Raw genomic sequence first — 22,725 nt, 5'->3', positions numbered from 1 at the left:
GCGCGACGGGGCGAGCGGGGCGAACCGTCACTCCCGCATGGGCTGCTGGGTAATGGACACGCCAAGCTTCCGCAATGGATTGCCACGGGGACGGCTGCCGGGGCCGGAGGCCGTCCCGGGCATGAGACCGTGATCTGCCGCCGGGGCGGCTGACGACCCGCCTGCCCCGTCGGCCTCACACTTCTTTCGAGCACTGCCGAGGTCTCTGTGCCTTCTCACCGCATGTCCAAGAAGCGCCGCCGGATATCCCTGGCCGTGGCCGGCGCCGCCGTCCTCGCCGGTGGCGCGTTCGCCGCCGAGGCCGCCACCGCCACCACGGTCTCCCGGCCCGCTCCGAAGATCTACACCGGGCATGTCTTCGACACCTGCACCGCGCCGTCGCTGACCACCATGAAGGGCTGGTACAGCTCCTCCGTCTACCACGGTGCCGCCGTGTACGTCGGCGGGAAGAACCGCGGCTGCGCCCAGCCCAACCTCACCGCCTCCTGGGTGAAGTCCGTCAGCGCCGTCGGCTGGAAGCTGGTCCCGCTGTACGTCGGCGCGCAGCCGCCGTGCCAGACCAGCGCCAACCCCGAGAAGATGACCGCCGCCAACGCCACCTCGCTCGCCGTCACCGACGCCAACGACGCCGTGGCGAAGGAGGCCGCCCTCGGCATGAAGCCGGGCAGCCCGGTCTACCTCGACATGGAGTACTTCGACCCGAAGAACACCTCCTGCGTGAACACGGTGCTCGCCTACATCCGGTCGTTCGACAAGACGGTCAAGGCCAAGGGGTACTGGTCCGGCTTCTACGGCTTCAGCAACTCCAGTGCCGCCGTCGTGGCCAACGCCGCGAACCGCACGGACCTGCCGGAGATCCTCTGGTACGCCCGGTACGACGACGTGTACTCCACCACGAAGGGCTTCCCGTACGCCTCGACGCTGTACACCGGCCACCGCCGCGGCCACCAGTACGCCGTCAACAAGAAGGTGACGCACACCGGCGGCACGCTCACGATCGACCGGAACGCCTGGGACGCGCCCGTCGCGATCGTGGGCTAGGTCTTCCGTTTGGATCAGGCCAGACCCCGCGAGCCCGGTGTGATCCGAACGACCCGGCGTGATCCGGACGAGAGGCCCTGGTTCCCGGGGGTCGCGTCCCGTCGCCGCCGCCGCGCTCCCCACACCCCCGCCACGAGCAGGGCGAGCACCGCGCCCGCCCCCACCGTCGCGCCCGCCCGCAGACCCGGGGGCCGGAACGAGCAGTCGACGGAGGCGCCGCGGGCGGGGACCGGTACGGAGAGCAGGCCCAGGTAGCTGTCGGCGGGGCGGCCCTGGCAGCTCCAGCCCGCGATGCGGGGCGCGGCGATCACGACCGTCCCGGTGCTGCCGGGCGGCAGTTCGGCCCGTATGCCGTGGCCGGTGACGTGGACGGCGGTCGCACCGGTGCGCTTCAGACCGGCGACCGCCGAGGCCAGCCGGGTCCGGTCCAGGCAGCCGATCGCCTCGTGCGGCACGGTCCCGGCGCGTACGGCGGTCAGCGTGACCGTCACCGGCGCGCTCCCGCTCTCCGCGCCCAGGCGCTGCATCGGGGCGCGCCGGCCCGGCAGCTGCCCGCGGAACGGAATCTCCGGACCGCTGCCGAGCCGCGCCGAGCCGAACAGGTCGGGCGCCCACAGATACGGCTCGGAGGCCGCCGGGCATTGGGCGGTCAGCGTGTACGTACCGCGCCCCACCCGGTAGTCGTACGCCCCCCGGTCCGCGACCGGGCCGCCCCCCGCCGCGCGCAGCACCGTCGCCGGCACCGTGTAGACCGCCGTACCGAGCAGCCGCTCCTGGTTCCGGAAGGGGGAACGGCCGTACGGCACCGGCGCGTCCGGTCCGCGCACCGTCACCAGTGGCGGCGCCTCCGCACGGCTCACCGTCACCGGCCGGGTGTCGGGGGCATTCCACCCCTGATGGGGATCGCGCGGCATGTGTACCCGCGCGCCGACCGAGAAGACGGCGTCCGTGACGGGGTTGTCGAGGCTCTGCACGGCCCGGCCGTTCGACGTCCACCCGTCGCCCAGCGCACGCAGGGTGCGGGTCAGCACGTCGGGGGTGAGGCTGCTGTAGTACGCGGCGCCCTGCCCGCCCACCAGCAGCGGATCGTTCGCCGTGGTCTGCTCGCGGCCGGGGTCGGTGCGATAGCGCGGCCAGCTGTCGGCGCCCGCGACCGCCGCCGCCTGGGTCCGCTGCCGCTCGCCCCAGGGCGCGTAGTCGTCCAGCCGGTTCAGCCGCTGCCGGTCGGCGTAGGCGGTGGTCGCGGCGGCCTGCCCGGCCTGCGCGCCGACCAGCAGCACGGCAGCCACGACCGCGAACCTCCGGCCGCGGCCGACCAGCAGCAGCGCCCCGACCGCCGCCACCAGCCCGGCCGCGAACAGCGGATACGTCCACGGTGTGACCAGGTCGCTGAAGCCGGCCCCGGCCGCGATCAGCAGCAGCACCGCGCCCCCGCCGAGCAGCGCCCGCCACCCCGGCCAGTCGTACGAGACGGAGATCCAGGCGGCGATCACCACCAGCCCGGCCAGCACGAAGGTCTGCCGGTACGGACTGCCGTTGGGTGTGGCGAAGGCGTGCCAGAGCAGATGCGTGGGCGCCCACTGCAACGACAGCGCGACCCCGGCCACCAGCCCCGCCCACGCCCACCGCTCACGCCGCGGTACGGAGCGCTGGAAGGCCAGCGCACAGGCCAGGAGCAGGGTGCCCGTGCCGAGGAAGAGGGCCGGGGTGAAGAAGCTGTACGTGGCGGGCAGCAGCCGGGCGAACACATCGGGCCAGTGGGCGGGCGCGAACGTCCGGTTCCAGCCCGGGTAGGCGTGCTTCGTCCCCAGGTAGACGGGGATCAGGACGGGCGCCGAGAGACCGATGCCCACCGCGACCGTGGCGACCGCCCGCACCAGCCCCCGGACCACCGCCCGCCGGTCCTCCCGCTCCGTGAGGAGCCGCACCGCGAGCACCAGAGCGGCGCCGAGCGTCGCCATGTAGGCCGTGTAGAAGTTGGCCGCCCACATCACCGCGACGAGCAACGGCGCGGCGATCCGGTGCCGCCCCGTCCGGGCCCATTCCCCGGCCAGGCAGAGCAGCGGCAGCGCGACCAGACCGTCCAGCCACATCGGGTTGTACGACGCCTCGACGACCGACCAGCCGCACAGCGCGTACGAAGCGCCGAGCACCCCCGCCGCCCACCAGCGCCCGCCGCGCAGCGTCAGCAGCAGCAGGGCCATCAGCGCCGCGGCCGACGCCATCTTCAGGAGCGTCACCACATAGACCGCGAGATCCGTCCGGTCGCGCGGGAAGACCCCGACGAGCAGGGCGAACGGGCTGGTCAGATAGGTGCCCAGGTCCGGCAGGAAGCTGGTCCCGTACCCGGACGACCAGTTGAGCAGCACCCCGCCGTCGGCGTTCCCGTGCAGCAGGTCCCACAGCCGGGCGTGGAACGGGACGAACTGATTGCCCAGGTCGTTGACGCTGCGGGTGTGCGGCCCGAACGGGAAGCTGCGCGCCACGGCGTCACCCGCGCAGACGGCGGTCACGGTGAGCAGCGCGGCGAGCGAGCCCGCCCACAGGCGGGGACGGAAGGTCGGCATACGCAGGAATATGCCAGCCTTGAACGCCTGAATCCGCTCCGGAATGGGGCAGTTCACGTGATGGACGCTCATCGGCCATATGGAGCGTCGGATTCCGACACGTGAGCGGGTTGATGTACATGCGTGCTGATCTCGCTGGTGGTGCCTTGTTTCAACGAGGAAGAGATCCTCGAACGCTTCCATGAACGCGTCACGGACGAAATGACGCGCCTCGGACATGAATTCCAGCTGGTGTACGTCGACGACGGCAGCGCGGACCGGACCCTGGTCATCCTTCAGGAACTGGCCGCGGCCGACCCGCGGGCCCGTTATGTCTCCTTCAGCCGCAACTTCGGCAAGGAGGCCGCCATGCTGGCCGGCCTCCGCCACGCCGAGGGGGACGCGGTCGTCATCATGGACGCCGACCTCCAGCACCCGCCGGAGCTCGTGGGCCGCATGCTCGAAGAGCACGCGGACGGCTACGACCAGGTGATCGCACGCCGCACGCGCAAGGGCGACCGGGTCACCCGCACCCTCAGCGCCCGCGCCTACTACTGGCTGATCAACCGCCTGGTGGACGTGGAACTGGTCGACGGCGTCGGCGATTTCAGACTGCTGTCGCGCCGCACCGTCGACGCCGTACTGGAACTCACCGAATACAACAGGTTCTCCAAGGGCCTTTTCGCCTGGGTGGGATTTCGCACCACGACGTTCAGCTACGAGAATGCCGTCCGTGAACAGGGCCGTTCCGCCTGGACCTTCGGAAAGCTGCTGAATTACGGCCTCGACGGCCTTCTCTCCTTCAACAACAAACCGCTGCGCGCGGCGCTCTACCTGGGCATGCTGCTGCTGTCCGTCGCCCTCGCCTATGCCGCGTGGATCGTCGGCGTCGCGCTGGTGCGAGGGGTCGACACCCCCGGTTATGTCACCCTCCTCGTCGTGGTCACGGCACTCGCCGGGGTCCAGATGGTGATGATCGGGGTGGTCGGTGAGTACGTGGGCCGTATCTACTACGAGGTGAAGCGCCGCCCGCACTTCCTGGTGAAGGCCACGAACACCACACCGGCGCCGCGTCGGACACGGGAGCCCCAGGAGTTCGCGAGCCGATGACGGTCACCGCGCAGATGGTCCGATTCGCCCTGGTCGGAGTCGTGAACACCGGTACGTACTACGGCTGTTACCTCGTCCTGCTGACCTGGCTGCCGTACATCGCCGCCCATGTCCTCGCCTTCGCGCTGAGCATGGTCGGCTCCTTCTTCCTGAACTCCCTCTTCACCTACCGGACCCGGCCCACCTGGCGGAAGTTCCTGCTCTTCCCGCTCACCAACGCCGCCAACTTCGCCATCACGACCGGCGGGGTCTATCTGCTGGTCGACCTCGCCGGGTTCAGCAGCCGGTACGCGCCGCTGGTCGCGGCCGCGGCGGCCATCCCGATCACCTTCGTCGTCTCGCGGGCGATCATGCTGCGTCCGGACAGCGGCATCCCGGCGGCCGAACGCGTTTCCTGACCCCCGCGAGGCGCCGTCGCAGGAGCCGTCCCAGGCACCCCGCGAACTGCCGTCGCGGGGAGGGCCGGATGCCTCGCGAACTGCCGTCGCGGGGAGGGCCGGGCGCCCCTGAAGGGGCCCATGTCCCCAACTCCTTCCGAATCGTTGGTCGAACCAGTGGCCCCAACCACATCCACTGCCTAACATCGATCACCGCAAGGTCTTGTGCACTGATGCACAAACTCTCCCCGGGAGGTTCCTTTGCACCGCCGCCGTCGCACCGCGCTCACCGTCTCCGCCGCCCTGCTGGCCGGGGCCCCACTCCTGACCGCCTGCGGCGGCCAGGCCCACCCGGGCGCCGCGGCCCTCGTGGGCGGGGACCGGATCGAGGTGTCGACGCTGCAGGGCCAGGTGGCGGCGGTACGGGACGCCCAGCGCGACTCGAAGGACGCCTCGCAGCTCATCGACAAGTCCGGGCAGCTCAGCCGGGCGAAGCTGCACGGCATGATCTTCGACCGGGTCCTGGACCGGGCCGCGCGGAACGCGCACGTGAGCGTCAGTCGCAACGAGATCCAGCAGATGCGGAAGGCGGCGGCCGCCCAGTCCGGTGGAGAGGCGCAGCTGCGGATGGCGATGCTCCAGCAGAGCTGGGTCGCCCCCGACCAGATCGATGCCGTTCTGCGTGAGCAGGTCCAGCTGACGAAGCTGGCCCAGGCGCTCGGCGCCGACCTGCAGCAGCCCGAGGGGCAGAAGGCCGTCGGCGACGCGCTCGCCAAGGCGTCGAAGGAACTGAAGGTCGACGTCAATCCGCGCTACGGCACTTGGGACGACAAGCAGACCCAGCTCGCCAACTACAAGGCCCCCTGGATCAACCAGGTCACCAAGCCCGCGACGGCGGGCGCCGAGCCCGAGGCCTAGGGTCTTCCGCTCGGATCGGGCCCCGCGAGCCCGGCGTGATCCAAACGACGGGCCCCGAGGGCTGTCCCGTAGAAGACCGCGGAGACGGCGACCGGACCGACCGGAGTAGATTCGAACGGTGAACGCTGAAGATCCCGGCCGTATCGTCCTGCTCACCGTCAGCCACCGCGTCGCGCCGGGACTCCTGTCCTGGCCCGCCTGGCAGGCGCTGCACGCCGCCGACCGGGTGCTCTGCGCGGAGCAGGACAATCCGCAGCTGCCGTACCTGCGTGAGGCGGGTGTCGCCGTCGAGTCCTCCGCGCCCACCGCGCGGGAGCTCGTGGACGCCTGTGCGGGCGGCCGGAGCGTCGTCGTCCTCACCGGCGGCGAGGGCGACCGGCCGCTGACCGACGGGCTCGCGCGGCTCGCCGGGTCGGGGCGGGTGCGGATGCCCGACCTGGAGCTGCTGCCGGGTTCGTACGACCTGCCGGGCGCCCGGCTCCTCGATCTGGTCCAGATCATGGACCGGATCCGGATCGAATGCCCCTGGACCTCGCAGAAGACCCACGAGGGCCTTGCGAAGTACGCCATCGAGGAGGCGTACGAACTCGTCGAGGCGATCGAGGACGGCGACCGCGGCGAGCTGCGCGAAGAGCTCGGAGACGTACTCCTCCAGGTCGTCTTCCACGCCCGGATCGCCGAGGAGGACGGAGAGGAGCCCTTCTCCGTCGACGACGTGGCCGCGACCCTCGTCGAGAAGCTGATCCACCGCCACCCGCACGTCTTCGGGGACGAGACCGCCGAGACCCCGGAGGACGTGCACGCGCACTGGCTGCGGACCAAGGCCGTCGAGAAGCAGCGCGACTCGGTCACCGACGGAGTGCCGCTCGGCCAGCCCGGCCTCGCCCTGGCGGCGAAACTGGCCGGCCGGGTCCGTACCGCGGGGCTCGATGTGGCGCCCCCCACGGGCGACGGCATCGGCTACGAGCTCCTCGCCCTCGCCGTACGCGCCGAACAGGACGGCATCGACCCCGAGGCCGCGCTGCGGGCCGCCGGCCGCGCCTACCGGGACGCCATCCGGGCGGCGGAGGGCAACGGATAACGTCGAGGGGTGAACCACAGCCCCGCCGACCGCCCCGCCGATCAACCCGCGCCCCGCCCGGCCGACCACCCCGCGGACGGCTCCGCCGACCGCCCGGCCTGCCCCGCCGACGAGCCCTCGCACGGCCCGGCCGACCAGCCTGCGCCCCGCCCGGCCGACCAGCCCGCGGACGGCTCCGCCGACGAGCCCTCGCACGGCCCGGCCGACCAGCCTGCGCCGGGCCCCGCCAGCCAGCCCGCGCCCCGCCCGGCCGACCACCCCGCGGACGGCTCCGCCGACCGCCCCGCCTGCCCCGTCGGTGCGCCCGAACTCTTCACCTGGGAGTTCGCCACCGACCCCTACCCGGCCTACGCCTGGCTGCGCGAGCACAGCCCCGTGCACCGCACCGCGCTGCCCAGCGGTGTCGAGGCCTGGCTGGTGACCCGGTACGCGGACGCCCGGCAGGCGCTTGCCGACACCCGGCTCTCCAAGAACCCGGCGCACCACGCCGGGCCGGCGCACGCCAAGGGGAAGACCGGCATCCCGGGCGAGCGCAAGGCGGAGCTGATGACGCATCTGCTCAACATCGACCCGCCCGACCACACCCGGCTGCGCCGCCTCGTCTCCAAGGCGTTCACCCCGCGCAGGGTCGCCGAGTTCGCACCGCGTGTACAGGAACTGACGGACCACCTCATCGACCGCTTCGTCGCGGAGGGGAGGGCGGACCTCATCCACGACTTCGCGTTCCCGCTCCCCATCTACGCGATCTGCGATCTGCTCGGCGTCCCGCGCGAGGACCAGGACGACTTCCGGGACTGGGCGGGCATGATGATCCGGCACGGCGGCGGCCCGCGCGGCGGGGTGGCCAGGTCGGTGAAGAAGATGCGCGGCTATCTCGCCGAACTGATCCACCGCAAGAGGGAGAACCCGGGGGACGATCTGATCTCGGGGCTGATCCGGGCCGGCGACCACGGCGAGCACCTCACCGAGAACGAGGCCGCGGCCATGGCCTTCATCCTCCTCTTCGCCGGATTCGAGACGACGGTGAACCTCATCGGCAACGGGGTGTACGCCCTGCTGCGCAACCCCGGCGAGCGCGAGCGGCTGCAACGCTCCCTCGCCGCGGGGGAGAGCGAGCTGCTGGAGACGGGGATCGAGGAACTGCTGCGGTTCGACGGTCCGGTGGAGCTGGCGACCTGGCGGTTCGCCACCGAGCCGCTGACACTGGGCGGACAGGACATAGCGGCGGGCGACCCCGTACTCGTCGTGCTCGCCGCCGCCGACCGCGACCCGGAACGCTTCGGGGACCCCGACACGCTCGACCTCGCCCGGCGTGACAATCAGCACCTCGGATACGGGCACGGCATCCACTACTGCCTGGGAGCACCGCTCGCCCGGCTGGAGGGACAGACGGCGCTCGCCACGCTTCTGAGGCGCCTCCCTGACCTGCGACTTGCGGTGGAATCTACCGATTTGCGGTGGCGTGGCGGGCTCATCATGCGTGGACTGCGCACGCTGCCGGTGGAGTTCGAGCCGAGGCCCGCGCCGACGCGAGATGACGGACAGTCAACTCTGTGACTTCCACGTGATCTGCGCTGCATCGACTTGTGACACGCGTTCGAGTCCCGCTAGGTTCACCGTTCGACTCACCCGTCACTTGTCAGTCACACGGAAGGCATCCCCATGGGCTCCGCGAACGGCAGACACCGTCGCCCTCGTCAGGCACCCGCCATCGTCGTCGCCGCGGGCGTGACCGGATCGGCCATCGCCATCCCGCTGCTCGGCGCGGGCGGCGCGCACGCGGCCGACGCCAAGACCTGGGACCGGGTGGCCGAGTGCGAGAGCGGCGGCATGTGGAGCGCCGACCTCGGCAACGGCCTCTACGGCGGCCTGCAGTTCTCGCAGGAGACCTGGAAGGCGTACGGCGGCGAGTCGTACGCCGCCCGTGCCGACCTCGCCAGCCGCTCGCAGCAGATAGCCGTGGCCGAGAAGGTCCTGGAGAACCGGGGGCCGAAGGCCTGGCCCAGTTGTGCGGTCATCTCCGGCCTCGCGGAGGACGGGACGCTGCCGGGCGTCGATCCCGGGGTCGCGCCCCCCGCCGAGCCGACACGGAGCACGGAGCCGGCTGACGGCGCGTCGACGCCCCCGTCCGGGGACGCCACGCCGTCGGACGCCGCCCCGGACGCCGCCTCGGGCGGTACGGGCGGTAGGGGCAGCGCGGACCGTTCGAAGGGGGCGGGCGCCGCCCACGGGCCGGCGGGCAGGGCCGAGCCGTCCCGGACGTCTTCTGACGCCCCGTCCTCCGGTGCGCCCGACGCCTCGGACCCGACCGGCTCGGCCGACTCGACCGGCGGCACGAGTGGCAAGCACCGCGGCGCACCGGCCCCCGAGGAGGGCCGGAACGCGAACGGCGGCGTCGACCGCGAGTCGGGCCGGCATGCCTCCCGCGGTGACGGTGACGCGCGCGACGCGGGCGCGTCGACCGCCGACGGCACGTACACCGTCCGCTCCGGCGACAACCTCTGGGCGATTGCTGACGCACAGAAGGTCCCCGGCGGCTGGCCCGCGCTGTACGAGGTCAACAAGGATGCCGTCGGATCCGACCCGGACCTCATCCTCCCCGGCCAGAGCCTCGATCTCGACGTGAAGGCCGAGTGAGAGCGGTCTGATAATCGGCTGAAAGAGCCTCAAAATCTGGGGTAGTTCAGAGACCTATGTCCGCTTATGCGTAAGTGAGACATGGGTCTCTTTGCGTCAACTGGCGTGTCGCGCCCGGGGAGCCCTTCCGTATCGCCTCCCACCTGCGAAAACGACGGTTCCTCAGATGCAAGTAAGGGCTGATTGTCCGATGTGTCCATCTTTGAATGTAGGGGTTGCGTATGTTTACGGTCGGAACCGCTCGCACCGCGGGCCCCGTCGATCGTCACGCCGAATCCTGCCGTCGGTCGAAGGGAACAGACGCGTAAAGCGCCGTAGGCAGGAGCGGGGGACCCAGGTAAGCGCCGGGCCCGATCGTCGAAGGACGCATCAGGACCGGCTTGGGGTGAAGTCGCGTGCTAGGACGTGCGACCGGGCAACTCACTTGGCCCGAACCCGACAGCTCACCTCGTAGGCGTCGGTGAGGGGAAGTTCCATGCTGTTTTCCGGCAAGGGCAAGCACCGCCGCCCGTCCAAGGCCGTCCGCGTCGCCACGCTCGCCGGTGTCGCCGGTACCGCCGTCGTCGTTCCGCTGATGGGTGCGACCGGCGCCTCCGCCGCCTCCGTCGCCACCTGGGACGCCGTCGCCCAGTGCGAGTCCGGTGGCAACTGGTCCATCAACACCGGCAACGGCTACTACGGCGGCCTGCAGTTCTCGCAGTCCAGCTGGGCCGCCGCCGGCGGCACGCAGTACGCCCCCCGCGCCGACCTGGCCACCAAGGCCCAGCAGATCGCCACCGCCGAGCGGCTGCTCGACATGCAGGGTCCGGGGGCCTGGGGCTGCGCCGGCGCCGGCAACCTGACCAACGACGGTGTCAACCCGGGCGTCGACACCGGCTCCTCCTCGAAGTCCAGCTCCAGCTCCAGCGCCACCGGGCAGCAGAGCGCCCCGGCCGCGCCGAAGCAGCAGTCGCGGCCGGTCCAGCAGGCCCAGCCGAAGAAGGCCGAGCGCACCGAGGCCCCCGCCGCCTCCCGCTCGGACCGCTCCGCCGCCCCGCAGGCCGAGTCGAAGAAGACCGTCACCACCCCGACCGGCGAGAAGGTCAAGAAGGGTGACGGCGAGTACAAGGTCGTCTCCGGCGACTCCCTGAGCGAGATCGCCGCCGAGCACCAGGTCGAGGGCGGCTGGCACCAGCTGTTCGAGCTGAACAAGGACATCGTCAAGGACGCCGACCTGATCTACCCGGGTCAGCAGCTGCACCTGACCAAGTAGTCCAGGCTCTCTCCTCCCTGAGCACCCCGGCCCGGCGCGCATTCCCCCGTACGCGCCGGGCCGGGGTTTCCCGTGTCGCGCACCACCACCGCGAGGTGCCGGCGCCGCCACGCGCCGCCTCCGCGAGGCGCGCCACCTCTGGGTGATCGTTCAACTGTTGTAGTTACTGACCAGTAAAATTCTGACTGTTTGTCTGCTTACGCGCGCCCTTGGGTCCTTTTTCGTCCCAGGGGACGGGCGGTCGTCGGGCTGAGCGGGCCGGGCCGGTTAGGCTCTTGTCGCAAGGCCAAAGTGACCCTGCACAACCAGTGTCATATCCCAGAAGGAGATGCCTCGTGCCGTCCATCGACGTCGTCGTAGCCCGGGAAATCCTCGACTCCCGGGGGAACCCCACGGTCGAGGTCGAGGTTGGCCTCGACGACGGCAGCACGGGCCGTGCTGCCGTCCCGTCCGGCGCCTCCACCGGTGCGTTCGAGGCCATTGAGCTTCGCGACGGTGACCCCAACCGCTACCAGGGCAAGGGCGTCGAGAAGGCCGTCCTCGCCGTGATCGAGCAGATCGGCCCGGAGCTCGTCGGCTACGACGCGACCGAGCAGCGGCTGATCGACCAGGCGATGTTCGACCTGGACGCCACCGAGAACAAGGGCTCGCTCGGCGCCAACGCCATCCTCGGTGTCTCGCTGGCCGTCGCCCACGCCGCCTCCGAGGCCTCGGACCTGCCGCTCTTCCGCTACCTCGGCGGCCCGAACGCGCACCTGCTGCCCGTTCCGATGATGAACATCCTCAACGGTGGGTCGCACGCCGACTCCAACGTGGACATCCAGGAGTTCATGATCGCCCCGATCGGCGCGGAGTCCTTCTCCGAGGCCCTGCGCTGGGGTGCCGAGGTCTACCACACGCTGAAGAAGGTCCTGAAGACCAAGGGGCTTTCGACCGGTCTCGGCGACGAGGGCGGCTTCGCGCCGAACCTGGAGTCGAACCGCGCCGCCCTCGACCTCATCGTCGAGGCCATCAAGGAAGCCGGCTACATCCCGGGCAAGGACATCGCGCTCGCACTCGACGTCGCCGCGTCCGAGTTCTACAAGGACGGCACGTACGAGTTCGAGGGCAAGTCCCGCTCGGCCGCCGAGATGACCGAGTACTACGAGGAGCTCGTCTCCGCGTACCCGCTGGTCTCCATCGAGGACCCGCTGTACGAGGACGACTGGGCCGGCTGGAAGGTCATCACCGACAAGCTCGGCGCCAAGGTGCAGATCGTGGGCGACGACCTGTTCGTCACCAACCCGGAGCGTCTGGCCCGCGGCATCGAGGAGGGCTCCGCCAACGCCCTGCTCGTCAAGGTCAACCAGATCGGTTCGCTGACCGAGACCCTGGACGCCGTCGAGCTTGCCCAGCGCAACGGCTTCAAGTGCATGATGTCCCACCGCTCCGGCGAGACCGAGGACGTCACCATCGCCGACCTCGCCGTCGCGGTGAACTGCGGCCAGATCAAGACCGGCGCCCCGGCCCGCTCGGACCGTGTCGCCAAGTACAACCAGCTGCTGCGCATCGAGGAGATCCTCGACGACGCCGCGGTGTACGCGGGCCGCTCCGCGTTCCCCCGGTTCCGCTCCGCGAACTGACGAGCACGGCGCTCCGCGAACCGGCGGGCACGGCGCCCTGTGAACTGAGCACAGGCCCGTCAGGGGCCAAAGGCACCGGCCTCCGTCCGTCCCCGCACTCGGTCCCGTACCGTGTGCGGGGACGGACGTGCGTAATGGGGAGGCGGAGACATGGCCGCGAAGGACCGGGACCGGTTCTCCACCGCGACCCGGCTGCGGCTGCTCGGTGAGCAGACCGCGGCCCGCGTCTACCGCTCGCAGACCCGCCGTCAGGCCCGCCGCTCCCGGCTCACCGGCCGGGCGGCCTTCCTCGCCCTCGTCGTCTGCTCCCTGGTGGTCGCGCTTGCGTACCCGATGCGTCAGTACGTCTCGCAGCGGGACGAGATCGCCGACCAGGAGCGCCTGGCGCGGGAGGCCCGGACCCGCACCGAGGAGCTGCGCGACGAGAAGGCGCGCCTCCAGGACGACGCCTACATCAGGCAGCTGGCCCGCAAGCACCTGCACTACCTTCTTCCCGGGGAGACCGGTTACACCGTGATCGACCCCGACGCGGTCAAGGAGCGCAACGGCGACACGGACGGGTCCGGCCGGCCGTGGCACTCCAACCTCTGGGACGGCGTCGACAGCGCCGACCGCGACTGAACCCCTTCTCATCCCTCTGCAGAACCGCAGTTCGAGCAGCCCGATCAGAACCTAGGCAGGCATGGAAACCCCCCCTCCGCAGACCGAGTCCACCGCGCCCACCGAGGCGGACATCGCCGCGTTCCAGCAGCAGCTGGGCCGCCCGCCGCGCGGGCTGCGCGCGATCGCGCACCGCTGCCCGTGCGGCAACCCGGACGTGGTCGAGACCCAGCCCCGGCTGGAGGACGGTACGCCGTTCCCGACGACGTACTACCTGACGTGCCCGCGTGCCGCGTCCGCGATCGGCACGCTGGAGGCGAACGGCGTCATGAAGGAGATGACCGAGCGCCTCGGCACCGACCCGGAGCTGGCCGCCGCGTACCGGGCCGCGCACGAGGACTACCTTGCCCGGCGCGACGCCATCGAGGTGCTGGAGGGCTTCCCGAGCGCGGGCGGCATGCCGGACCGGGTGAAGTGCCTGCATGTGCTGGTCGGGCACTCGCTGGCCGCCGGGCCCGGGGTGAACCCGCTGGGCGACGAGGCGATCGCGATGCTGCCGGAGTGGTGGCGCAAGGGGCCGTGCGTCTCGCCGTGCGGCGTGCCGGAGGAGAAGAACGGCTGGACCGTCAAGGAGTCGGAGGGCGGGCACTTCGCGTTCCGGCCGGCCGATGGCGCGCCGGACGAGGGCTGACCGTTCTGCGGGGGCTCGCGCCCCCGGACCCCCGCTCCTCGATCGCCGGAGGGGCGTGATTGGGGGCTGCGCCCCCGGACTAGGAGCACCCATGACCCGCGTGGCCGCCATCGACTGCGGTACCAACTCCATCCGCCTGCTCGTCGCCGACGCGGACCCGTCCACCGGTGAGTTCGCCGAGCTCGACCGGCGGATGGAGATCGTCCGCCTCGGCCAGGGCGTCGACCGCACCGGCCGGCTCGCGCCCGAGGCCCTGGAGCGGACGTTCGCCGCCTGCCGCCAGTACGCGGAGGTGATCAAGGAGCACGGGGCGCAGAGGATCCGCTTCGTCGCCACCTCCGCCTCCCGTGACGCGGAGAACAGGGACGAGTTCGTCCGCGGGGTGCTGGACATCCTGGGTGTCGAGCCCGAGGTGATCAGCGGCGACCAGGAGGCGGAGTTCTCCTTCACCGGCGCCACCAAGGAGCTCGCGGGCCGCGACCACCTCGCGAAGCCGTATCTCGTCGTGGACATCGGCGGCGGCTCCACCGAGTTCGTCGTCGGCGACGACCACGTGCGGGCCGCGCGCTCCGTGGACATGGGGTGCGTCCGGATGACCGAGCGGCACCTCGTGCGCGACGGTGTCGTGAGCGATCCGCCGGCCCCGGAGCGGATCGCCGCGATCCGCTCCGACATCGACGCGGCCCTCGACCTCGCCGAGGAGAGCGTCCCGCTCACCGGCGCCGCCACCCTCGTCGGCCTCGCCGGGACGGTCACCACGGTCGCCGCGATCGCCCTGGGGCTCGACGCGTACGACTCCGAGGCGATCCACCACTCCCGGATCTCCCTCGACCAGGTCCGGGAGATCACCGGACGGCTCCTCGCCTCCACCCACGCCGAGCGTGCCGCGATCGGCGCGATGCATCCGGGACGGGTCGATGTGATCACCTCCGGGGCGCTGATCCTGCTCGCCGTGATGGAGCGGACCGGGGCCCGGGAAGTCGTCGTCAGCGAACACGACATCCTCGACGGAATCGGCTGGTCGGTCGCCTAGACCCGCTCCCGCGGCGGTGGCCGGCGGCGGGCACCGGCCCCTGGGAAGGCCGGTGCACGCCGGCCTTCCCAAGGGGTGCGAGAACGGTGCTCATACGCATTTTGGCCTGCACTTTTGAGCTGGCGTGGGCCACCCGGGGGGCGCTTCGCGGGACACGTCGCGACGAAGTTCGTGAACTTCTTCACAAGGAATTCGGCCCCGTGGAGGGCAGTTCTGGTCCGTATGGGCATCCAGGGCCCCTCGCGGGGGCGTTCCGTGTCGATACGGGACCGTTCCGGGCGCGTTGCCGGCGCGTGAATCGGGGCGGTGGTTCACCTCGTCCGGAGGCTCAAGGTCCAGCTCACAGGCGGTGAGCAACGTTCGCCACCATGCCGTGGTTCCCCTTCGGCGCCATGACCTCGGTCACGCGGGCGGCGGAGTGTAGCAGAGGGTGGGCGATACCTTGTGAAGGGGCTCACGAGCCCGCCCTCCGAGGGGGGTGGATACTCGATGGCATGAGCACCACGGAGCGTCCCAGGATCCTCGTAGTAGGCGGTGGGTACGTAGGCCTGTACGCAGCTCGACGCATTCTGAAGAAGATGCGCTACGGAGAGGCGACCGTCACGGTCGTCGACCCGCGCTCGTACATGACGTACCAGCCCTTCCTCCCCGAAGCTGCTGCCGGCAGCATCTCGCCTCGGCACGTCGTCGTCCCGCTGCGACGCGTACTGCCGAAGGCCGAGGTCCTCACCGGCCGCGTCACGACCATCGATCAGGACCGCAAGGTCGCCACGGTCGCGCCGCTCGTCGGCGAGGCCTACGAGCTGCCCTTCGACTACCTGGTCATCGCGATGGGCGCGGTCTCCCGCACCTTCCCGATCCCCGGCCTCGCCGAGCAGGGCATCGGCATGAAGGGCATCGAGGAGTCCATCGGTCTGCGCAACCACGTCCTGGAGCAGCTGGACAAGGCCGACTCGACGACCGACGAGGAGGTCCGCCGCAGGGCGTTGACCTTCGTCTTCGTGGGTGGCGGGTTCGCCGGTGCGGAGACCATCGGCGAGGTCGAGGACATGGCCCGCGACGCGGCGAAGTACTACACGAACGTGAAGCGCGAGGACATGCGCTTCATCCTCGTCGACGCCGCCGACAAGATCCTTCCCGAGGTCGGCCCGAAGCTGGGCACCTGGGGCCGGGAGCACCTGGAGTCCCGTGGTGTCGAGATCTTCCTCTCGACCTCCATGGACTCCTGCGTCGACGGTCACGTCGTGCTGAAGAACGGCCTGGAGGTCGACTCCAACACGATCGTGTGGACGGCCGGCGTGAAGCCGAACCCGGCGCTGGCCCGCTTCGGCCTGCCGCTCGGTCCGCGCGGTCACGTGGACACCTCCGAGAAGCTCCAGGTGCAGGGCACCGACTACATCTGGGCCGCGGGCGACAACGCTCAGGTTCCGGACATGGTCGGGCGCCGGGCCGGCAACCCGAACGCCTGGTGCCCGCCGAACGCCCAGCACGCGCTGCGTCAGGCCAAGGTCCTCGGCGACAACGTCATCTCCGGGATGCGCGGCTTCCCGCAGAAGGAATACAGCCACGCCAACAAGGGTGCGGTCGCCGGTCTGGGGCTGCACAAGGGCGTCGCGATGATCGTCATGGGCAAGATGAAGATCAAGCTCAAGGGACGCCTCGCCTGGTACATGCACCGTGGCTACCACGGTCTGGCCATGCCGACCTGGAACCGCAAGATCCGGATCTTCGCCGACTGGACCCTCGGGATGTTCCTCAAGCGTGAGGTCGTCTCGCTCGGTGCCATGGAGACGCCGCGCGAGGAGTTCTACGAGGCCGCCAAGCCGGCCCCGGCACCGGCCGCCGCCAAGGCCGAGGGCGAGAAGGCCAAGGCCTCCTAGTCCGCCCGCGGGCCCACTCGCCCGCGCCGTACGCGCACAACGCCCGAAGGGGCCGTCCGCCATCCGTGGTGCGGGCGGCCCCTTCGGCGTACCCGCTCCCTTGGGCGTACCAGCCCCCTTTCGGCGTGCCCGCCCCTTCGGCCCGCCACCCGGTCGCCGCACACCAGTAGGTAAGTGTGTCGTGCATGTATTTTGCCGTTCCGTTGCGCTCTGGCGGGATGGAGCGCGCTCCGCAGACTGTTGACGGGTAGGTACCTCGCCGTGGCGTCGTAGGTGCTCCGGCGTGGTTACAGGCATGTTCGAGCATGTTTGGGCACATTGGGAACACCATCACGGAGGTGTGCGCCATGGCAGACGCCGCATTGCGGCTGACCGCTCTCGCCGAGGAGTTGCTGGGAGAAAAGCTGCCGGTCCGTATCCGGGCCTGGGACGGCAGTGAATCAGGACCGCCCGGTGCCCCCGTCCTCGTCATCCGGAACCGCCGCGCGCTGCGCAGGCTGCTCTGGAAGCCGGGCGAACTGGGCCTGGCCCGCGCCTGGGTGGCGGGCGAGCTCGACATCGAGGGCGATCTGTACGGGGCCCTGGACCTGATGGCCTCGCTGATCTGGGACCGCGGCGCGGAGGCCAAGGACAGCGTCCACCCGGTCCGCGACCCGAAGGTGCGGGCCTTCGCCAGAGGGCTGCTGCAACTCGCCGGCCCCTGGCTCCCGCCGCCCCCGCCGCCCGAGGAGGTGCGCCGCCGTACCGGCACCCTCCACACGAAGCGCCGGGACAAGGAAGCCATCAGCCACCACTACGACGTGGGCAACGACTTCTACGAACTGGTCCTCGGACCGTCCATGGTCTACTCCTGCGCCTACTGGGAGGACGGCGGAAGCCTTGAGGAGGCCCAGCGCGACAAGCTCGACCTGGTCTGCCGCAAGCTCGCGCTGAAGGAGGGCGACCGCCTCCTGGACGTCGGCTGCGGCTGGGGCTCCATGGCCCTCCACGCGGCCCGTGAGTACGGTGCCCGGGTCACCGGAGTGACCCTCTCCGTCGAACAGGCCGCCTACGCCAGGAAGCGCATCGCGGACGAGGGCCTGACCGACCTGGTCGAGATCCGGGTCCAGGACTACCGGGACGTCAGGGACGGCCCGTACGACGCCATCTCGTCCATCGGCATGGCGGAACACGTCGGCTCGGTCCGCTTCCGTGAATACGCCGACGACCTCTACGCACTCCTCAGGCCCGGCGGCCGGCTGCTCAACCACCAGATCGCCCGCCGCCCGGAGAAGGACGAGTCCGCGTACCACGTGGACGAGTTCATCGACGCCTATGTCTTCCCGGACGGCGAGCTGGCCCCGGTGGGGCGGACCGTGGCCACCCTCGAAGAGGCCGGCTTCGAGACCCGCGACGTCGAGTCGATCCGCGAACACTACGCACTGACCCTGCGCAGCTGGGTCGCCAACCTGGAGAAGCACTGGGACCGCGCGGTGCGGGCGACCTCGCCCGGACGGGCCAGGGTCTGGCGCCTTTACATGGCCGCCTCCGCCCTGTCCTTCGAGCACAACAAGATCGGCGTCAACCAGATCCTCGTGGTGCGCCCGGCGGAGGGCGGCGCCTCCCGGATGCCGCTGCGGGCCCGCGTCTGGCCGGCGCCGGCGACCGGCTGACGGCGCACCGGCACGGGGAGGACCCGGCGCCGGACAGGACAAGACCGGGGGCCGGACAGGACAAGACCGGGGGCCGGTACCCGCAGCTCCGCGCTGCGTGTACCGGCCCCCGGCCGTTTCGTCCCCGTCCCCGGCCGCTGCCGGCGGGCCGCTACTCGGTCTTGATCGCCGTCAGCATGTTCAGCTTCGCGGCGCTGCGCGCCGGCCAGAGCGAGGCCAGCACGCCCACCAGTGCGGCGAGCACCAGGAAGATCCCGATCCGGTCCCACGGAATGACCAGGGCGTAGTGCGGGATGTCGGACTTCAGGGTCTGCCCGATCGCCCAGCCGAGGAACGTACCGAGCCCGATGCCGACCACCGCGCCGAAGAGCGAGATGACCACGGCCTCCAGCCGGATCATGCGCTTCACCCTGCGCCGGTCCAGGCCGATCGCCCGCAGCATGCCGATCTCCTGCTGGCGTTCGAAGACCGACATGGCCAGGGTGTTGACGACCCCGAGCACCGCGATGATCAGGGCCATCGCCAGCAGTCCGTACATGATGTTCAGGGCGGTGCTGATGAAGCCGCCGAAGGTGTCCCGGATGTTTTCGCGGTCCATGATGCTCATCGCCGGGTTGTCGCCCAGGGCCTTGACGATGGCCTTCTCGTTGGCCGCGGACTCGCCGCCGTCCATCTTCAGCCAGATCTCGCGGATGTCGGCGTGGGCGACGTGCGGGTCCAGGAGGTTCTTCGGGATCATGACCGGGGAGAGGAACTCGTTGCCCTCGTAGACCGCGCCGACCTTCAGGCTCGCCTTCTTGCCGTCGTCGTAGGTGACCTGGACCGTGTCACCGGTCTTCCAGTGACGCAACTTCGCGGTGTCCTCGGACACGGCGATCTTGCCGTCGGTGAGCGAGTCGACCGAGCCGGAGACCGTCTTGACGGCGAAGAGCTTCGACACGTCGCCGGGGGTGACCCCGGCGGCACCGATCTCCTCGTCGCCGAACTTCATCCAGGCGTCCTGGCGGGGTGAGACGGCCGCGACTCCGTCGGCCTTCTCCAGGGCCTTGAGCGCCGACTCGTCGAGCGAACCGCCGTTCGCCATCGAGACCAGGTAGTCGGCCTTGATGTTGTCCGTCGTCATCCGGTCGATCGCCTGGCCGAGGGTGACGCCGAGGACAGAGATGCCGGTGACCAGGGTGAGGCCGATCGCCAGAGCGGAGGCGGTGGCTCCGGTGCGTCGCGGATTGCGGACCGCGTTCTGCGCGGCCAGCTTGCCGGAGACCCCGAACAGCCGCTTCAGCAGCGGGCGGACCAGCGCGATGGCCGGCCGGGACAGCAGCGGGATCAGCACGATGACGCCGACCAGCGCGAAGAACGCACCGACCCCGATGATCACCCGGCCACCCGAACCGGCCGCCGCACCCGCCACGATGCCCGCGGCGCCGAGCAGGGCGAGCGCCCCGCCGATCGAGTTGCGCAGCACCAGGGACTTGACCGTTGCCGCCGCGTGCACGCTGTTCATCGCGGCCACCGGCGGGATATTCGCGGCCCGGCGGGCGGGCAGCCAGGCGGCCAGCACGGTGATCAGCACGCCGACGCCGAACGCCGCGGCGACCGCGGTGGGCGAGACGATCAGCGGTCCGGCCGGGATCTTCCCGCCGAACTGGCTCATCGCGGAACGCAGACCGGTGGCGAGGCCGAGGCCGAGCACGAACCCGATGACCGAGGCGATCGCGCCGACCACCGCAGCTTCCAGGAGCACGGAGCGCTTGACCTGGCGGCGGGAGGCGCCGACGGCGCGCATCAGCGCCAGTTCCTTGGTGCGCTGGGCCACCAGCATGGTGAAGGTGTTGGTGATCAGGAAGACGCCGACGAAGAGCGCGATGGCCGCGAAGGCGAGCAGCATGCCGTTGAGGCCGCTCAGGCCCTTCTGGATCTGCTCGGCCTGCTCGTCGGCGAGCGCCTTGCCGGTCTTGGCCTCGGCGTCCTTGGGCAGCAGCGGCTTCACGTCGGCCAGCAGCTTCTCGTCGGAGGCGCCCGCCGCGGCGGAGATGTTGACGTCCCTGAACTCGCCGGGCCTCAGGTACAGCTTCTGGGCGACCGGGGTGTCGAAGAGGACCAGGCTGCCGCCCGCGTTGACCGTGCCGTCCTCGGTGGTGAAGACACCGGCGAGGGTGTACTCCTTCACCGGCCCGTTCGTGGCGACCCGGACCGGGTCACCGACGTGGTACTTGCCCTTCTTCGCGGTCTCCTCGTCGAGCGCGATCCGGTCGGCCGCGTCCGGACCCTTGCCGTCGACGAAGGTGTACGCGGAGTCCTTGCCGTTCTTGCCGGGGGAGAAGTTGCTGCCGGTGTTCGTCCAGCCGTTGCCGATCAGCTTGCCGTCGGGGTCGGCGACCCCGGCGAAGCCGTCGACCCGGCCCGTGGCGGTGCCCACACCGTCCAGACCCTGGATCTTCTCCAGGGTGGCGGCGGTGATGCCGGCCGTCTTCTTGTCGCGCTGGTTGGCGTAGGTGTTGACGGCGACGGCGACGTCGTCGTAGCTCTTCGCCGACTGGTTGCGGAAGGCGTTGCCGAGGGTGTCGGTGAAGACCAGGGTGCCGGATACGAAGGCCACGCCGAGCATCACGGCGAGGACGGTCATCAGCAGCCTGGCCTTGTGCGCGAGCACATTGCGCAGGGCGGTACGGAACATGTCTGTCAGTCCTGGGATGGGGAGGGGGTCCGGAGGAGGGCGCGGGGCGGGGCGGGCGTCAGCTGGTGCGGCCCTTGGCGTCGAACGCCTTCATCCGGTCGAGGACCCCGTCCGCGGTGGGGTGCATCATCTGGTCGACGATCCGGCCGTCCGCGAGGAAGATGACCCGGTCCGCGTAGGAGGCGGCGGCCGGGTCGTGGGTCACCATCACCACGGTCTGACCCAGCTCGCGCACCGAGTTGCGCAGGAAGCCGAGGACCTCGGCGCCGGAGCGGGAGTCCAGGTTCCCGGTCGGCTCGTCACCGAAGATGATCTCCGGCTGCGAGGCCAGGGCGCGGGCCACGGCGACGCGCTGCTGCTGGCCGCCGGAGAGTTCGGTCGGACGGTGGGTCAGCCGGTCGGAGAGGCCCACCATGTCGATGACCTTGCGCACCCACTCGGCGTTGGGCTTGCGGCCCGCGATGTCCATGGGCAGCGTGATGTTCTCCTGAGCCGTCAGCGTCGGCAGCAGGTTGAACGCCTGGAAGATGAAGCCGATCTTGTCCCGGCGGAGCTGGGTGAGCTGCTTGTCCTTGAGGGAGCCCAGCTCCGTGTCACCGATCCGCACCGAGCCGCTGCTGAAGCTGTCGAGGCCGGCCACGCAGTGCATCAGCGTGGACTTGCCGGAGCCGGACGGGCCCATGATCGCGGTGAACTCACCCTGCGGGAAGTCCACGGAGACCCGGTCCAGGGCCGTGACCCTGGTCTCGCCCTCTCCGTAGACCTTCGACAGATCCGTGGCGCGGGCAGCCACCGTGGTGACGCGGTGTGCGGTGGAAGTGGTGGTCACGGGAATCTCCTGATTCGGGCTCCGGCCGAAAACATCGTCCGGGTGCGTTTCGGTTGTGCGCGGTTGCTGGGGAACCTCTCCATCGTCACCGCCGTATTGCCGCGGTTCGTCAGTCCCGGTGCCCGTTCCTGAGGCCGCCTTGAGTCGCACCGGGGGACCCCTGCGTCCTCCTCCGGTATGACATCGACCCTGAGGGCGCCCGTCCGGGGCGGCGGCGGGGGCGTCAACCCGCTGCCGGGAGAGCGCCGTGTTCCGCGTCACAGCGGCGGAGCCCTCGCCCCTGAGGGGCTCTCAGAAGGCCCGGTACCGGATCCGTTCCGGGGTGCGCCGGCGGCGCCGTCGTCCGGCCGGGTGGCGCGCCCATGGCGTTCACTGGCGCGCGCCTGGCGAATACGCCCGGCGAATGCGCCGTCCGGGTGCGGCGACTTTACGTCAATCCGGATGGCCGCTCGCCGTGCCCGCTATCCCGCCCAGGCATGTGACGATGCCGTCCCAAAGGTGCTGACGGCCCCTCAAACGGTCAATAAAATAAGACAACATCGCGCCACTGATCCGCTGATCGGAGGAAGTCCCCGGATAGGGTCATGTGCCAACGCGGAGCCGCGCGCCAGGCCCGGATGGTGGAATGCAGACACGGCGAGCTTAAACCTCGCTGCCCCTCGGGGGCGTACCGGTTCGAGTCCGGTTCCGGGCACCACCGCGCGCAGGGGTCGAGCGGGTGGCGCGGCGCGCAGCACATGATCCTTCCGGCGCTCGGCGCTCGGCGCTCGGCGCTCGGC

General features: G+C 70.6%; 17 protein-coding genes, 1 tRNA gene and 1 riboswitch. Of the genes, 15 read left to right on the top strand and 3 right to left on the bottom strand.

Annotated features, from left to right (window positions below; all coding sequences use genetic code 11):
- Nucleotides 1–222: 222 nt before the first annotated feature.
- Nucleotides 223–1,041, top strand: coding sequence for a glycoside hydrolase domain-containing protein (locus ACFVT1_RS16035; RefSeq protein WP_389795619.1), 819 nt, complete (start codon nt 223–225; stop codon nt 1,039–1,041).
- A gap of 14 nt (nt 1,042–1,055) precedes the next feature.
- Here ACFVT1_RS16035 and ACFVT1_RS16030 read toward each other — a convergent pair whose 3' ends face one another.
- Nucleotides 1,056–3,608 (bottom strand): YfhO family protein, encoded by a 2,553-nt coding sequence (locus ACFVT1_RS16030; RefSeq protein WP_389795617.1) that lies wholly within the window; start codon nt 3,606–3,608, stop codon nt 1,056–1,058.
- A 123-nt stretch (nt 3,609–3,731) separates the two neighbouring features.
- Between ACFVT1_RS16030 and ACFVT1_RS16025 the strand changes: the two genes are divergently transcribed.
- From ACFVT1_RS16025 to ACFVT1_RS15965, 13 genes are all read left to right on the top strand, one after another.
- On the top strand, nt 3,732–4,697 hold the full coding sequence (locus tag ACFVT1_RS16025; RefSeq protein WP_389795615.1) for a glycosyltransferase family 2 protein: 966 nt from the start codon (nt 3,732–3,734) through the stop codon (nt 4,695–4,697).
- Nucleotides 4,694–5,095: a GtrA family protein gene (locus tag ACFVT1_RS16020; protein ID WP_389795614.1), complete on the top strand. Its 402-nt coding sequence runs from the start codon at nt 4,694–4,696 to the stop codon at nt 5,093–5,095. The genes ACFVT1_RS16025 and ACFVT1_RS16020 overlap by 4 nt, the downstream gene beginning before the upstream one ends.
- A 240-nt stretch (nt 5,096–5,335) precedes the next feature.
- Nucleotides 5,336–5,992: a SurA N-terminal domain-containing protein gene (locus ACFVT1_RS16015; protein ID WP_389795612.1), complete on the top strand. Its 657-nt coding sequence runs from the start codon at nt 5,336–5,338 to the stop codon at nt 5,990–5,992.
- Between the two features lie 118 nt (nt 5,993–6,110).
- Entirely contained in the window at nt 6,111–7,073 is a 963-nt protein-coding gene (locus ACFVT1_RS16010; protein ID WP_389795610.1) for a nucleoside triphosphate pyrophosphohydrolase, read from the top strand.
- Between the two features lie 9 nt (nt 7,074–7,082).
- Nucleotides 7,083–8,630, top strand: coding sequence for a cytochrome P450 (locus tag ACFVT1_RS16005; RefSeq protein WP_389795608.1), 1,548 nt, complete (start codon nt 7,083–7,085; stop codon nt 8,628–8,630).
- Between the two features lie 105 nt (nt 8,631–8,735).
- Nucleotides 8,736–9,710 (top strand): transglycosylase family protein, encoded by a 975-nt coding sequence (locus ACFVT1_RS16000; RefSeq protein WP_389795606.1) that lies wholly within the window; start codon nt 8,736–8,738, stop codon nt 9,708–9,710.
- Nucleotides 9,711–10,010: 300 nt separating this feature from the next.
- Nucleotides 10,011–10,182, top strand: a riboswitch (cyclic di-AMP (ydaO/yuaA leader).
- Nucleotides 10,183–10,185: 3 nt separating this feature from the next.
- Complete coding sequence (locus ACFVT1_RS15995) at nt 10,186–10,962, top strand: transglycosylase family protein (RefSeq protein WP_389795604.1); 777 nt, start codon at nt 10,186–10,188, stop codon at nt 10,960–10,962.
- 335 nt (nt 10,963–11,297) lie between these two features.
- Entirely contained in the window at nt 11,298–12,584 is a 1,287-nt protein-coding gene (gene eno, locus ACFVT1_RS15990) for a phosphopyruvate hydratase (RefSeq protein WP_389795602.1), read from the top strand.
- Nucleotides 12,585–12,734: 150 nt separating this feature from the next.
- Complete coding sequence (locus ACFVT1_RS15985) at nt 12,735–13,205, top strand: septum formation initiator family protein (protein ID WP_362207189.1); 471 nt, start codon at nt 12,735–12,737, stop codon at nt 13,203–13,205.
- Nucleotides 13,206–13,266: 61 nt separating this feature from the next.
- On the top strand, nt 13,267–13,875 hold the full coding sequence (locus tag ACFVT1_RS15980; protein WP_389795600.1) for a DUF501 domain-containing protein: 609 nt from the start codon (nt 13,267–13,269) through the stop codon (nt 13,873–13,875).
- A 91-nt stretch (nt 13,876–13,966) separates the two neighbouring features.
- The gene (locus ACFVT1_RS15975) at nt 13,967–14,908 is read left to right on the top strand and encodes an exopolyphosphatase (protein WP_389795599.1); all 942 of its coding nucleotides are present in this window, start codon (nt 13,967–13,969) and stop codon (nt 14,906–14,908) included.
- A 494-nt stretch (nt 14,909–15,402) separates the two neighbouring features.
- Nucleotides 15,403–16,788, top strand: a complete 1,386-nt coding sequence (locus ACFVT1_RS15970) for an NAD(P)/FAD-dependent oxidoreductase (RefSeq protein WP_389795597.1) — start codon at nt 15,403–15,405, stop codon at nt 16,786–16,788.
- A 347-nt stretch (nt 16,789–17,135) separates the two neighbouring features.
- Nucleotides 17,136–18,440: a class I SAM-dependent methyltransferase gene (locus tag ACFVT1_RS15965; protein WP_389795596.1), complete on the top strand. Its 1,305-nt coding sequence runs from the start codon at nt 17,136–17,138 to the stop codon at nt 18,438–18,440.
- A 151-nt stretch (nt 18,441–18,591) separates the two neighbouring features.
- Here ACFVT1_RS15965 and ACFVT1_RS15960 read toward each other — a convergent pair whose 3' ends face one another.
- Nucleotides 18,592–21,117: an ABC transporter permease gene (locus ACFVT1_RS15960; RefSeq protein ID WP_389795594.1), complete on the bottom strand. Its 2,526-nt coding sequence runs from the start codon at nt 21,115–21,117 to the stop codon at nt 18,592–18,594.
- A gap of 58 nt (nt 21,118–21,175) precedes the next feature.
- A complete protein-coding gene (locus ACFVT1_RS15955; RefSeq protein ID WP_362207200.1) occupies nt 21,176–21,946 on the bottom strand; it encodes an ABC transporter ATP-binding protein in 771 nt (256 codons plus the stop codon).
- Nucleotides 21,947–22,557: 611 nt separating this feature from the next.
- Between ACFVT1_RS15955 and ACFVT1_RS15950 the strand changes: the two genes are divergently transcribed.
- Nucleotides 22,558–22,643: transfer RNA gene (locus tag ACFVT1_RS15950), tRNA-Leu, on the top strand.
- The last annotated feature ends 82 nt before the right edge of the window (nt 22,644–22,725 follow it).

Source organism: Streptomyces sp. NPDC057963, assembly GCF_042887155.1.
GTDB lineage: Bacteria > Actinomycetota > Actinomycetes > Streptomycetales > Streptomycetaceae > Streptomyces.
Note: the sequence above shows the minus strand (reverse complement) of the source record. Positions and strands in the feature narration are given on the sequence as shown.